The organism is Hyphomonas sp., assembly GCF_046313975.1.
Taxonomy (GTDB): Bacteria; Pseudomonadota; Alphaproteobacteria; order Caulobacterales; family Hyphomonadaceae; genus Hyphomonas.
In genome coordinates this window covers 1-12,561 of record NZ_JBKBXB010000062.1, presented here as the reverse complement: position 1 = coordinate 12,561, position 12,561 = coordinate 1, and the positions used below count along the sequence as shown (strand labels likewise).

General features: G+C 64.6%; 15 protein-coding genes. 12 read left to right on the top strand and 3 right to left on the bottom strand.

Annotated features, from left to right (window positions below):
- Positions 1 to 127: 127 nt before the first annotated feature.
- Positions 128 to 532, top strand: a complete 405-nt coding sequence (locus ACK4TE_RS15285; RefSeq protein ID WP_409912400.1) for an SRPBCC family protein — start codon at positions 128 to 130, stop codon at positions 530 to 532.
- 41 nt (positions 533 to 573) lie between these two features.
- Positions 574 to 990, top strand: a complete 417-nt coding sequence (locus ACK4TE_RS15280) for a GFA family protein (RefSeq protein WP_409912399.1) — start codon at positions 574 to 576, stop codon at positions 988 to 990.
- 36 nt (positions 991 to 1,026) lie between these two features.
- Here the strand turns inward: ACK4TE_RS15280 and ACK4TE_RS15275 are convergent, their stop codons facing one another.
- Positions 1,027 to 1,734: a class I SAM-dependent methyltransferase gene (locus ACK4TE_RS15275; RefSeq protein WP_409912398.1), complete on the bottom strand. Its 708-nt coding sequence runs from the start codon at positions 1,732 to 1,734 to the stop codon at positions 1,027 to 1,029.
- Between the two features lie 157 nt (positions 1,735 to 1,891).
- On the opposite strand from ACK4TE_RS15275, the gene yghU reads away from it, so the two are divergent.
- Together yghU and ACK4TE_RS15265 are read left to right on the top strand one after the other, a co-directional pair.
- On the top strand, positions 1,892 to 2,764 hold the full coding sequence (yghU, locus tag ACK4TE_RS15270; RefSeq protein ID WP_409912397.1) for a glutathione-dependent disulfide-bond oxidoreductase: 873 nt from the start codon (positions 1,892 to 1,894) through the stop codon (positions 2,762 to 2,764).
- An 84-nt stretch (positions 2,765 to 2,848) separates the two neighbouring features.
- On the top strand, positions 2,849 to 3,193 hold the full coding sequence (locus ACK4TE_RS15265; RefSeq protein ID WP_409912396.1) for a chorismate mutase: 345 nt from the start codon (positions 2,849 to 2,851) through the stop codon (positions 3,191 to 3,193).
- On the opposite strand, the gene ACK4TE_RS15260 is transcribed toward ACK4TE_RS15265, so the two are convergent.
- Positions 3,154 to 3,543 carry an Hpt domain-containing protein gene (locus ACK4TE_RS15260; RefSeq protein WP_409912395.1) on the bottom strand — a complete coding sequence of 130 codons (390 nt, stop codon included), beginning with the start codon at positions 3,541 to 3,543 and terminating at the stop codon, positions 3,154 to 3,156. The two genes, ACK4TE_RS15265 and ACK4TE_RS15260, sit on opposite strands and share 40 nt — an antisense overlap.
- Positions 3,544 to 3,714: 171 nt before the next feature.
- On the opposite strand from ACK4TE_RS15260, the gene ACK4TE_RS15255 reads away from it, so the two are divergent.
- On the top strand, positions 3,715 to 3,858 hold the full coding sequence (locus ACK4TE_RS15255; RefSeq protein WP_409912394.1) for a hypothetical protein: 144 nt from the start codon (positions 3,715 to 3,717) through the stop codon (positions 3,856 to 3,858).
- A 76-nt stretch (positions 3,859 to 3,934) separates the two neighbouring features.
- Positions 3,935 to 5,833 carry a hypothetical protein gene (locus ACK4TE_RS15250; protein WP_409912393.1) on the top strand — a complete coding sequence of 633 codons (1,899 nt, stop codon included), beginning with the start codon at positions 3,935 to 3,937 and terminating at the stop codon, positions 5,831 to 5,833.
- On the opposite strand, the gene gcvA is transcribed toward ACK4TE_RS15250, so the two are convergent.
- The gene (gene gcvA / locus ACK4TE_RS15245; protein ID WP_409912392.1) at positions 5,830 to 6,762 is read right to left on the bottom strand and encodes a transcriptional regulator GcvA; all 933 of its coding nucleotides are present in this window, start codon (positions 6,760 to 6,762) and stop codon (positions 5,830 to 5,832) included. The two genes, ACK4TE_RS15250 and gcvA, sit on opposite strands and share 4 nt — an antisense overlap.
- A gap of 110 nt (positions 6,763 to 6,872) precedes the next feature.
- Between gcvA and cysG the strand changes: the two genes are divergently transcribed.
- The 6 genes from cysG to ACK4TE_RS15215 are packed head-to-tail and all read left to right on the top strand — an operon-like array spanning position 6,873 to position 12,114.
- Entirely contained in the window at positions 6,873 to 8,288 is a 1,416-nt protein-coding gene (gene cysG, locus ACK4TE_RS15240; RefSeq protein WP_409912391.1) for a siroheme synthase CysG, read from the top strand.
- A gap of 6 nt (positions 8,289 to 8,294) precedes the next feature.
- On the top strand, positions 8,295 to 8,609 hold the full coding sequence (locus ACK4TE_RS15235; protein ID WP_409912390.1) for a DUF2849 domain-containing protein: 315 nt from the start codon (positions 8,295 to 8,297) through the stop codon (positions 8,607 to 8,609).
- The gene (locus ACK4TE_RS15230) at positions 8,609 to 9,232 is read left to right on the top strand and encodes a glutathione S-transferase family protein (RefSeq protein ID WP_409912389.1); all 624 of its coding nucleotides are present in this window, start codon (positions 8,609 to 8,611) and stop codon (positions 9,230 to 9,232) included. Before ACK4TE_RS15235 ends, ACK4TE_RS15230 begins: the two co-directional genes overlap by 1 nt.
- On the top strand, positions 9,232 to 10,890 hold the full coding sequence (locus ACK4TE_RS15225; protein ID WP_409912388.1) for a nitrite/sulfite reductase: 1,659 nt from the start codon (positions 9,232 to 9,234) through the stop codon (positions 10,888 to 10,890). The genes ACK4TE_RS15230 and ACK4TE_RS15225 overlap by 1 nt, the downstream gene beginning before the upstream one ends.
- Positions 10,877 to 11,365: a DUF934 domain-containing protein gene (locus tag ACK4TE_RS15220; RefSeq protein WP_409912387.1), complete on the top strand. Its 489-nt coding sequence runs from the start codon at positions 10,877 to 10,879 to the stop codon at positions 11,363 to 11,365. Before ACK4TE_RS15225 ends, ACK4TE_RS15220 begins: the two co-directional genes overlap by 14 nt.
- 5 nt (positions 11,366 to 11,370) lie before the next feature.
- Complete coding sequence (locus ACK4TE_RS15215; protein ID WP_409912386.1) at positions 11,371 to 12,114, top strand: phosphoadenylyl-sulfate reductase; 744 nt, start codon at positions 11,371 to 11,373, stop codon at positions 12,112 to 12,114.
- Positions 12,115 to 12,561: the final 447 nt, after the last annotated feature.

The window sequence follows — 12,561 nt, the reverse complement described above, 5'->3', positions numbered from 1 at the left end:
CTGGAAAGTCTCGCCAGGATCGTCGATAACCCTGTTCTCAGTCTGCCCGGCGTGGGAAACTGAAACCATCACCGCAGCCGAAACGGCGCGCACGAATTACACCACGTGATGGGACGCTACCGAAAAGGTGTTCGAGGCAATTACCCGGCCGGAGATCACCCGGCAGTTCTGGGGTCACGAGAATCAGTCTGATTGGGAAGTGGGATCGCCGTGGCAACACGTCCGTGCCGATGAAACCAGAAAGCTTCAGCTTGTCGGCAAGGTTCTGGAAGCCTCTCCGCCGTGGCGCCTCGTGATCAGCTGGGCCAGTCCTTCAGAATCCGCCAATCTGCAGGCTGTCAGCCGCGTGACATTCGAGATTGCCGAGTATGACGGCATGGTGAAGCTGACAGTCATCCATGATCAGCTTGAAGCGGGTGGCAGCATGGCCGGAGGTGTCAGCCGGGGTTGGCCGATCATTCTTTCAAGCATGAAGTCCTTCCTCGAAACAGGCCGTGGGCTGGACGTCTTTGCCAAGCCCAAAGCTGCGTGAGTCACACCGGCTGAATGTAATTTCGTCAGTAGAGAGATGATATGTCCAACGCCTATACCGGCGGATGTGCCTGTGGCGCGATCCGCTATGAAACCTTCAGTCAACCGATCTTCGAGAACCATTGCCAATGCAGCGATTGCCGCCATCGGAGCGGCACCGGACATGGGTCTTATCTGACTTTCCCGGATCGCTCCGGCGTAAAAATAACCGGAGAGGCCAGACTATGGGGCCTGATGGCAGATAGCGGAAATGAAAAGTTTCACGCGTTCTGCCCGAACTGCGGCACACCGGTTTATCTGACGTTCAAGGCGATGCCCGACCTGATCGCGATCACAGCCAGCAGCCTGGATGATCCGCACCTGTTCAGACCCCAGGTCGTGACGTACAGCGCGCATGGCCTTGCGTGGGACAGGATGGACCCAGCCCTGGTCTTCTACAAAAAGATGGTCGCGGGTTAGCGTGAACTGGCCGGATGGCCGGCTTGGGCAGGCCCTCTAGGAATGAGCTTTTTGGGCGGTCCAGCCGCGGATCAGGGCGGCCTGGAAAATCGGGGCGGGCGGTGTGAAGCCGGCCGCCTCAATCATTCTGGCGACTTCGGCAGGCCCATGCGCGGCGAAATCGCGGCCATAGGATTTGAGATAGTTTGCCCGGGATTCCGGCGTCTGGCCGGCAAGGGCGAGGAGCTCCATCCAGAGGCTCATCACGCCAGCGAAGTTTGGCGCATCATCATCCGTGCACAGATCGACCGTGAAAAGCTTTCCGCCCGGCTTCAGGCGTGCCGCAATGTCGGCGAAGTAGGCCTGGCGGGCAGGGGCCTCGGTCAGGAAATGCGAGACGAGCAGGCTGGTTGCGGCGTCGTGCGTTTCCAACGGCGTACCGGAAACATAGTCCGCGTGGAACGTGCAGCGGTCCGCAAAGCCTTCGGCCTGCGCGTGGCGGCGCGCAACGGCCAGCATCGGGGCGGACGGATCGATCAGCGTGAATCGCCATTTCGGAAAGCGCGGAGCAAGGTAGCGCGCCTCGGCGCCCGTGCCTGCACCCGCGACCAGGATGCGGGCATCTTCCGGCAGGCTGGCGAAATGGGCTTCCAGCAGAAGGTGGATACAGTCTTTCAGCGCGCGCATCGCCGCGAACTGGTCATCGTAGACTTCCGCGCGGGCCTCATCAAAATGCACGGAAATGTCAGTGCGGGCAGAGGACATGGGAGGCTCCTGAAAAGTGTTATACTATAACACTACGTTTTAGAGTTTCTGCCAACACCTTTTTCTCCAGCGTGCTGCATTCCCTTCGGGAGCCTCTTGCAATTGATCCCTGCCGTCCGACCTATGGCCCAGCTGATTGCGTCACGGAGACAGTACGATGACCGAACCCTACACGCCCCCGAAAGTCTGGACATGGAAGCAGGGCTCCGGCGGGCGCTTTGCCAATATCAACCGGCCCATCGCCGGCCCGACGCATGACAAGGACCTGCCGGTCGGCAAGCATCCGCTTCAGCTTTATTCGCTCGGCACGCCGAACGGCGTGAAAGTCACCGTCATGCTGGAGGAGCTGCTCGCGCTCGGCCATACCGGCGCCGAGTATGACGCCTGGCTGATCAATATCGGGGAAGGGGCGCAGTTCTCGTCCGGCTTCGTGGATGTGAACCCCAACTCCAAGATCCCGGCCCTGTTCGACCGGTCGGTTGATCCAGGTATCCGCGTGTTCGAGTCCGGCGCGATCCTCGTCTACCTTTCGGAAAAGTTCGGCGGTGCCTTCCTGCCCACCGAGCCGCGCAAGAGGGCGGAGACTCTCAGCTGGCTGTTCTGGCAGATGGGCTCTGCGCCCTTCCTCGGCGGCGGCTTTGGCCACTTCTACGCCTACGCGCCCGAGAAGATCGAATACGCCATTGACCGTTATGCCATGGAAACCAAGCGCCAGATGGATGTGCTGGACCGCCACCTCGCCGCCAATGAATACATGGCCGGTGAGGAGTACACCATTGCCGACATGGCCATCTGGCCCTGGTACGGCTCGCTTGCGCTCGGCGTGCTGTATGGCGCAGGGGAGTTCCTGGAGGTCGAGAGCTACAGGAACGTGCAGCGCTGGACTAAACAGATCGCCGAACGGCCGGGCGCGAAGCGCGGGCGGATGGTCAACCGCACCTTCGGGGATCCCGCCAGCCAGCTCTGGGAGCGCCACGACGCTAGCGATTTCGACACGAAGACGCAGGACAAGCTTGCCGCCAAGGCCTGACCGGCCTGCGGCGGTGCGCCCCGTCCCTTGCGCGGGCCTGCCCAGCTATATAACCGGGCACAAGGCTGAAAGAGGCGCCTGCCGATGACGACTTATTCCAGCGATCCGCGCCGCCACACGGCAGAGACGGCCCAGAGCATGGCGGATGTCCGCTATGAGATCGACCGGATCGACCGGCTGCTGGTCGAGATCATCGCCGAGCGCCAGTCTTTCATGGATGCCGCCGCCCGCATCAAGGGCAGCCGCAGCGCCGTGCACGACCGCGCGCGGATTGAGGATGTGGTTGCCAAGGTTAAGGCTGAATGCCCGAAACATGGCCTATCGCCCGCCATCGCCGAGCCGGTCTGGCGCACGATGATCGACCGCTGCATCGCCTACGAGTTCGAAAGCTATGACGCGTTGGTGCGCCCGCTCGACGCCAAGCCGTGAGCGGCGCGGGCGGCTGCCTCGAGAGCTTCGCCCAGGGCATCCTTGACATCTCCCAGCAGGACAGCGGCGTGCGCGCCGGTTGGCGGATTGTCTGAACGTCCTGCCTTTTCCGCCCGTTCGCAGGCTGCGGCCAGCTTCAGCGCGCCGATGCCGAGGCTCGCGCCTTTCAGCGTATGCGCTGCATCCGACCATTCCTGAGCCGGCAGGCGCGGGTCGAGCAGGCGGGACCAGAGCTGCGCCTGATGCTGGAAAATCTCGATCACCTCGATGCCGAGCGCGGTGTCGCCGCCGGTCATGGCCGACAGGTGCGCCAGGTCCATGACAGGCAGGGAAGGGCGTGGGTCGGTCATCTGCGAGGCCTCCTGTGCCCCTGAACCCTCGCTCCGGGCGCTTAGTATCCTGTTAATGATGCGGGAGACGCAAAAAATTCACGGGTTATCGATTGTCGGAAAATCCGTTTGCTGATAAGTACGGCTGCGAGGCTGGGGAAGGCCTTGTTCCGATTGTCCGGGGAAACGGCGATGACTGACCTGCTGATCCTGATCCGCAACGTGGTGCTGGCGATGATCCTCGCCTGGCTTGGCCTTGAATTTGCGCCCTCCAATCCGGACAAGAACGACGACAAGCCGAGCGAGCGCGCCGAGGTTGCCTCGAATCTCTGCTAGAATTCCTGCAAAGCCTTAATCACTTGGCGTGCATTCTGCGCTCGCGGCAACGCGTGAGGCAGGATATATATCGGATATGACAGAAGCTTCTTCCGTGCGCCCATCGGGCCGGGATGATCTTGCCCGTCACCAGGCATCTCAGAATTTCGAGATGGCGAAACACGGTGGTGGATGGATGGTGGGGCTGGCTTTTGGCCTTGCCGCGCTCTGGACCGGGGGCGTTACCCTTGGATTCTTCGGACTTGGCGGACCGCAACTGGTCGAGGGGCTCTCGCCTTTGCTGGTGGCCGCGGTTGCCATTGCGGCCATCACGCCGGCTTTTCTGATCATCATGGCGGGTTTCATGGGCCGCTCGACCCGCCGGGCCTCTGCCGCCAATGCGCTCGTGCTCGAAGCCGCTGTCCGCCTGATGGCGCCGGCACGCGAAGCGGGCACCGAAGGCATCACCTTCGCCGAACAGATGAAACAGGCCGCCGGCGAGATCGACCATGCCATGGCGCATGCACTGACGGCGATGAAGGCGATGGCCGGCGAGATCGGCGACGAGCGCCTGCGGCTCGAGTCCGTCTCTTACGCCACATCCGACAATGCGCGCGATCTCGTCACGCGCCTCTCCGCCGAGCGTCAGGCGCTTGAAGCCCTCGCGCGCGACCTTCGCAGCCAGATCACGACCATGAGCGAGGCCATTCCGCGTCAGGCGCAAATGATGGTCAGCGCGGCCCGTCAGGCAAGTGATGAAGTGGGCCGTGCTGACACCGCGCTGGAAAACCGCCTCGGCGCGATGCAGCGCGCTGGCGATGATCTTGCCCGCCGCCTTGACGCGCTCGACGGCCTTGCGCGCGAGGCCGCGACGCGAACCGAAGCCCTAACCTTCTCGATCACCCGGATCGAAGACAAGCTCGAACAATCCCGCCGCACGGTGGACGCCGCTGTGCGCGCCAGCGAAGTGGCCGCCGCTGCTGCAGCGACGACGGGCGACGCCCTGAAGGGCGCGGTTGCCTCTGCGCTCGACGGCGCCCGCCAGGCGAATGCCGAGATCAATCATGCCAGCCGCGCCGCCGCCGAAGAAGCCGCCCGCGCGCTCGCCCGCCTGCGCGAAGCCGGCGAGCAGGCAGCCTATGCCCTGCGCACAGCCAGCTATGCCGCGCGGATCGAAGGCGAGAACCTTGCGCGCCAGACCGGCATTCCGGCGCCGGAACCGATGCAGTCGCTTGCGTCTCCGCCGCCGCGCCCCAGTCTTTCCGCGCCCATGCCGCCCTCCGCGAACGGGCACGGCTACAGCAACGGTCACGCCAACGGCCACGCGCCGCCCTACGCAAATGGCAACGAAGCCAGCCGGTCTGCGCTCGGACGCGGATCGATGGACGATGACCTGTTCGAGGCGAGCGCCGATGCCGTGATCGCCGCGGCCGCCTCCACCGCGCCGGCCGAACCGCCGCTGGTGCTTGGCCGCGATGTCACGTCGCGCGAAGGCGAGCCGCTGATGCTGCGCCGCCGCCAGGATGACCCGCCTGCACCGCCGCCGGAAACCCCGCGCCGGCGCGCCACCGATCTGCTCCCTGGACCCTCCGCAGGCGGATCATCCCTGCGCGATATCATGACGGATCTCAGCCGCGAGGAGCAGGGCGCGGCGCCCGAGGATCGCGAAACTGTGGCCGAGAACCTCGTCTCGCGCCTGCAGTCTTCCGGTATCCAGCTGGGCGAAGTGTTCCGCCCCCGGTCGAAAAAGCGCATCGCTTCAGCCAGCCTGAAGGGCGATGGCCCGCGCCGCGAAGCGATCCGCGAACAGGCCGGCAAGGAAGTTGACCGCGTGGCCCAGCGCCTGCGCGGGGATGCGAAACTGATGGAACTTGCGCGCAATTTTGCGGCGCTCGAACAGGCCGATGCCCTTGCCGCGCTCGACCAGACGCAGGGTACCAGCCGCAATGCCAGCGCGCGCCTTGCCGCCTTCCTGCTGGTGGATGCGGCGCTTTAAACGCCAACCACTTCGCTGCTTGCCGCTTCGTCCTTGATCCATTTGATGAAGGCGCGCACGTCCGCTGTCAGGTGGCGGCCTTTCGGCCAGACCAGCCAGTAGCCGAAATCAATCGGGGTCGATCCGCTCGCAAAGGGTGCCACGAGGCGGCCGGCAGCGATGTCATTCGCCGCAATCGCCTGCTTGGCGAGAGCCACGCCGCGGCCGGCGGCGGCAGACTCGATGACGAGGATGCCCTGATTAAACCGGGGCCCCTTGGTACCATCCACGCCCGCCACGCCGTGCGCCTTCAGCCAGCTGGCCCAGTCGGGGCACGAGGGGTCGTTCTCCGAGCTTTCGTCATGCAGCAATGTGTGGTGCTTCAGGTCTTCGGGCCTGCGGATCGCGTCCGGGCCTTCCAGCAGGCGCGGCGAACAGACCGGCAGCACCGTTTCGTCGAGCAGTTTCTCGGATTTGAGGCCGTCATAATTGCCCCTTCCATAGCGGATGGCGAGGTCGGCATCGGCGGTGTTGAAGTCCGTCAGCGACATATCGGCGGAGATCCAGGCCTCGATGCCTTCATTCGTCCGGTGGAATTTCTCGAGCCTTGGGGCGAGCCATTTGGCGGCGAAGGACGGCGCGCTGGAAACCATGACTCTGCCCTTGCGGGCAGGGGCCTGCATGATGCGGCCGGCTTCGGCGATACGCTCGAAGGCTTCGCGCACAAGCGGCAGGCTTGCCTGCGCGGCGTCGGTCAGCAAGACGGAACGGCCCGTACGCTTGAACAGCGGGGTGCCGGCGAAGTCTTCCAGCTGGCGGATCTGCTGGGAAATCGCGCCCGGAGTGACGTTCAGCTCCTCTGCCGCCTGGGTGAAGGAGAGGCGGCGCGCGGCGGCTTCGAAGGCGCGCAGGGCGTTGAGCGGCGGCAGGCGGTCGGGCGTGTCGGACATGGATAGTTTCTCTAAAAGCTCGTCTTAGGGGTTGCCCGTTGCTGCGGGGCCGTCAAGCGGGTTCAGTGTATTTGAGCCCGCATTCCAGCTAAACAAGAGAGTTGCGCCCCATGCGCCAGTTTCCGGCCTTCTTCAACCTTGAAGGCGCCCGCATCGTGGTTTTCGGCGACGGCGAGGAAGCCGCGCGCAAGCTGCGGCTGCTTGTCTCGTCGCCCGTTGAACTCGTGCAGGTGGGCGATGTGGCTCTGGCGGAGTTTGCGGAACGGGTCGTCCATGCCGCGCCTTCGGCAACACGCGCGGTGCTGGAAGGCGCCCGCCTTGCGATCATCGCCGATCTGCCACGCCAGGCCGAGATTCTGGCCGAAGTGCGTGCGCGCGGCATTCCGGTGAATGTCGTCGATGCGCCGGAACTCTGCGATTTTACAGTTCCTTCCATCATTGACCGGGGAGAGGTCGTCGCCGCGATCGGATCGGGCGGCAACGCGCCGGTACTGATCAAGGCGCTGCGCGAAAAGCTCGAGGCCATCATACCGCACCGCGCGGGTGAGTTCGCTTCGCTGGCCGGGAAGCTGCGCGGTTTCGTGTCGGGCGCAATTCCGGACCCGACGGCGCGCCGCCGGTTCTGGGAACGGGCGCTGGCAGGTCCGGCGGCCGAGGCCGCTTATGCGGGCGATCTCGGCAAGGCCGAGGCGCTGCTGAAGGAGGCCGCGCGCCAGCCGCAGCGGCGGGTAGGCGTGGTGCATATCGTCGGCGCAGGTCCGGGCGATCCGGAACTGCTGACGCTGAAGGCGCTGCGCCTGATCCAGGAAGCGGATGTGGTCTATTACGACCGGCTCGTCAGCCAGGATATCCTGTTGCTCATCCGCCGCGATGCGGCGCGCGTGCCGGTCGGCAAGTCGAAGGGGGATCATTCCGTGCCGCAGGCTGAGATCGAGGCGCGCCTTGTGGCGTCGGCCCGCGAAGGCCTTCGCGTCGTGCGCCTGAAGGGCGGCGACCCCTTCATCTTCGGACGTGGCGGCGAGGAGCTGGACGCTGTGCGCGGCGCGGGTGTCGAAGCGCATGTCGTGCCGGGGATTTCCTCCGCTCTCGGATGTGCGGCCTCAGCCGGTGTGCCGCTGACGCACCGCGACCATGCCCAGACGCTGACCTTTGTGACCGGCCACGCGAAAGCAGGCGGCGTGCCGGATCTTGACTGGAATGCGCTGGCGCGCCCGGCGCAGACCGTCGTGGTTTTCATGGGCGTTGATACCGCCCCGGTGATTGCCGAACGCCTTGTGGCCGCTGGCCGCGATCCTTCGACCCCGATTGCCGTGATCGAGAACGGGACGCGCCCGGACGAAGTGCGCGTGTTCGGTGTGCTCTCCGAGCTGCCTTTCCTGATCGAGGAGGAGGGGATTACCGGTCCCGCGCTCCTTATCATCGGCGAAGTGGCCGGCCTGCCGCTCGCCAATGCCTCGCTCGCCCAGTTCCTTCCGCCCGAATTTGCCGGCGCCGCCCGGCATGAAGCCCTTGCTTTCGAGGAGTAATCCGACATGACCTCTGTGCGCCCCAAACTGAAGCCCGAGACCCCGAAAGCCGTGACCGGCTGGGATACTGCCACCGGCCGTTCCATCTGGCTTGCCGCAGATGGTTCGTGGACGGAAGATGTGCGCCGCCTCGGCGTGTTCACCGGCGAGGAAGCCGAAGCGCGCCTTGCCGCCTCGCTGAAGCAGGAAGGCCGCGTGACGGATCCCTATTTCATGGAAGTGACCGTGGACGGCGAGATCACCGGGCGCGAGACGCTGCGCGAAGCGATGCGCGCCGAAGCGGCCCGCAGTTTCGCTGCCGCTGAGCTTGAGACGGTGTGATGGCCACGCCTTCCAAATCCGGGTTCACGCTGTTTGGCGACCCGGTGTCCGGGAATTGCCTGAAGCCCAAATGGACCGCTGACCTGCTCGGGATTTCCTATGAGTGGGTGACGGTTGATGTGCTGAAGGCGGAGACACGCACGCCGACGTTCCTGTCGATCAATCCGGCAGGCCAGGTGCCCGTGGCGCGCTGGCCGGACGGGCGCGTGTTGCCGCAGTCGAACGCGATCATGCTATATCTCGCCGAAGGCTCGCGCCTTGTGCCGGAGGACAGTTTCGAGCGCGCCGAAGCGCTCAGCTGGCTGTTCTGGGAACAGTATTCGCACGAGACGGCCATCGCCGTGCGCCGGTTCCAGAAGCACTACCTCAAGAAATCCGATGTCGACATCGACCCCGCTTTGACGGTGAAGGGCAACTACGCCCTGTCGATCATGGAGCAGCGCCTGAATGGCCGCGACTGGTTTGCGGGCCGGGCGCTTTCGGTGGCCGACATTGCCCTTGTTGCCTATACGCGCGTTGCCCATGAGGGCGGCTTTGATCTCGGTGCCTATCCGTCCGTGGACAGATGGGTGCTACGGGTCGAGGACGCGCTCGGTATTCCGCACGCCAGAGAGTTTGCCTGATGTATCGTTACGACCAGTTCGACGCCCGCCTCGTGGCGGAGCGTGTGGAACAGTTCCGCGGCCAGGTCGCGCGCCGCCTTGCCGGCACGCTGACCGAGGACGAGTTCAAGCCGCTGCGCCTGCAGAACGGCGTGTATCTGCAGCTGCACGCCTACATGCTGCGCATCGCCATTCCCTATGGCCAGCTTTCCCCGCGCCAGCTGCGCCGTCTCGGCGAGATTGCGCGCGACTACGACCGGGGCTTCGGCCATTTCACGACGCGGCAGAACATCCAGTTCAACTGGGTCGCGCTGAAGGACATTCCGGAGGTTTTGGCAAAGCTCGCCGACGTCGAGATGCACGCCATCCAGACTTCCGGCAACTGTATCCGCAATACGACCACGGATCATTTCGCCGGCGCCGCGCAGGACGAGCTGCTGGACCCGCGCCCGTGGTGCGAGATCATCCGGCAGTGGAGCACGTTCCATCCCGAGTTTGCCTTCCTGCCGCGCAAGTTCAAGATCGCCGTGACGGCGGCCGAGCATGACCGCGCCGCGATCCGCGTGCACGATGTCGGCCTGCATATCCGTGAGCGCAATGGCGAGGTCGGCTTTGAAGTCTGGGTCGGCGGCGGGCAGGGACGCACGCCCGTGATTGCCACGTTGGTCAATCCCTTCGTGCCGGAGCGCCAGATCCTCGACTATCTCGAAGCGATCATGCGCGTCTACAATCGCTATGGGCGGCGCGACAACAAGTACAAGGCGCGCATCAAGATCCTGGTCACTGAACTCGGCGAGGCGGAGTATATCCGCCAGGTCGAGGAAGAGTTTGCGGCGCAGCGCACGTCTGAAAAGATAGATCTTCCGCAGGCGGAGATTGACCGTATCCATTCCTATTTCACGCCGCCTCAGCTTGCGCCAAAGCCAGAGGTTTCGAAGCATTTCGAAGCGGCCAAAGTCGCTGATCCTGCCTTTGCGCGCTGGGCGCGGGTGAACCTGCATCCGCACAAGGCGGCGGGCTATACATCCATCACCGTCAGCCTCAAGCCGCAAGGCGTCGCACCTGGTGATGCGACGGACACGCAGATGGAGCTGGTTGCAGACCTTGCCGAACAGTTCGGACACGGAGATATCCGCGTCAGCCATGCGCAGAATCTCATCCTGCCGCATGTGGCACTCGATGATGTGCCGGAGCTGTACAAGGCGCTCGACGCCGCCGGCCTCGGCGCCGCGAACGAAAGCCGCATCACCGACATGATCGTCTGCCCGGGTCTCGACTTCTGCAACCTTGCCAATGCCCGCTCGATACCCGTCGCACAGGCGGTGCAGGCCGTGTTCGCCGACCCCGCCTATGAGGAGGATATCGGCAAGCTGCACATCAATGTCTCCGGCTGTATCAATGCCTGCGGCCACCACCATGTCGGCCATATCGGCATCCTCGGCGTCGACAAGAAGGGCGAGGAATTCTACCAGATCCTGCTCGGCGGGCGGGCGGACGAGAAGGCCGCCCTCGGCGAGATCGTCGGGCCGGGACTGCGCGCAGAGGATGTGCCGGGGGCCATTCACCGCGTGGTCGAGTACTACCGGGCGCAACGCACTTCGCCGGACGAGAAGTTCATCGACACGCTGGAGCGTATCGGCCACCAGCCTTTCCAGGAGGCGCTCTATGCCGCTGATTAAGCACGGCGCCGAGATCGCCAATGACTGGGCCTTCGTGCCGGACGGCGCGGTGCTGCCCGAGGCCGGGAAGGTCTCGGTCTCACTCGCGCGCTTCCTGGCGCTCAAGCAGGGGCAGGAGAACGGCCCGCTGCCGGACGGCGTGCGCCTCGGCCCGGCGGATGATCCGGCGGAGCTGGAGCCCTACCTGCCGGAACTGAAGCTGATCGAGGTCGACTTTCCCCGCTACACCGACGGGCGCGGCTATAGTCAGGCCCAGCTGCTGCGCCGGCGCTATGGCTATGCCGGGGAGCTCCGGGCGGTCGGGCATGTGCTGCGCGATCAGGTATTCTATATGCACCGTTCAGGCTTCGATGCTTACGAAACCCGGCGTGCCACCGTATCTGAAGTGAAGGAAGCACTTGCCGAACTCACTGTGGCCTACCAGCCTGCAGCATCCGGTCCGGGAGCGGCGTTCCGCACGCGACACGGAGCCTGAGGCCTATGCCCTTCGAAAGCCTGATCGAAGCCCCCACGACCGACCCGTCGGTCCGGCTGCGCCGTCTCAATGGCGAGCTGCGGCAGGCCTCCTCCCAGACCATCCTGCGCGCGGCGATCGTGCGCGAATGGCCAGGCGAGCTGACCTATGTGTCCAGCTTCGGCGCCGAGAGCGCGGTGATGCTGGCGCTGATCGCGGATGTCGATCCGTCGCTGGATGTCGTGTTCATCGATACCGGCATGCATTTCCCGCAGACGCTGGATTACCGCGACGAGCTGATCGACCGGCTCGGCCTGACCGGCGTGCGAACCATTCGTCCGGATGAGACTGAGCGGCGCGCCGAGGATCCGAAATCGATGCTCTGGAAGACCGACACGGACGCCTGCTGCGCGCTGCGCAAGGTGCGCCCGCTGGAGCCGGCGCTGAAGGGCTATTCGGCCTGGATCACGGGACGCAAGCGTTTCCATGGCGGCGCGCGGATGAACCTGCCGGTGTTCGAATTTGCCGATGGCCGCTACAAGGTGAACCCGCTCGCCGGCTGGACACAGGACGATGTCGACCTGTTCATGGCGCAGCGCAATCTGCCGCGTCATCCGCTGGTGGCGCAGGGCTATCCCTCCATCGGCTGCTGGCCGTGCACTCAGCCTGCGGACGATCCGGACAATCCGCGCGCTGGCCGCTGGGCCGGCCTCGACAAGACCGAGTGCGGCCTGCACATCGAACGCAACGACCGGCCGCGGGTTTTCTGATCAGACTTTCCCGGGTGCTCCACACCGCATTTTCCCGGTCGCCCTCTCCGACAAGGAGGGGGCGTTTTCTTTTCAGGGCCGCGCGTTGCATGTTAGGCATCAGGCCGAGGGTGATGTGTGATCCCTTTCCTCTTTCCTTGGTTCTCCCGTCTTGCGTCACCCTCAGATCACCTGCGGTGATCGAGGGTGATGATGGAGGGGAGAGGGTGTGCATGGGCAGGGCTTTCGGTGTTGAGGCAGCACCATGTGCCGGACCGGCTTTCGCCGTCCGGTATCGGATCATGTGGCGGTCCTCAGGGATGGGACCGGGTGCGGCGGACGCCGCCGGGCGTCCGGGAAGGAAAGTTTGGTTGCGGGGTGGACGCCACTCGTCCGCCGCACCTGCCCCCGGAGTTTCGGGCAGTTCTCGGGATGACTTCGGCGCTGCCAGGCCTTGGCTCCTTACCT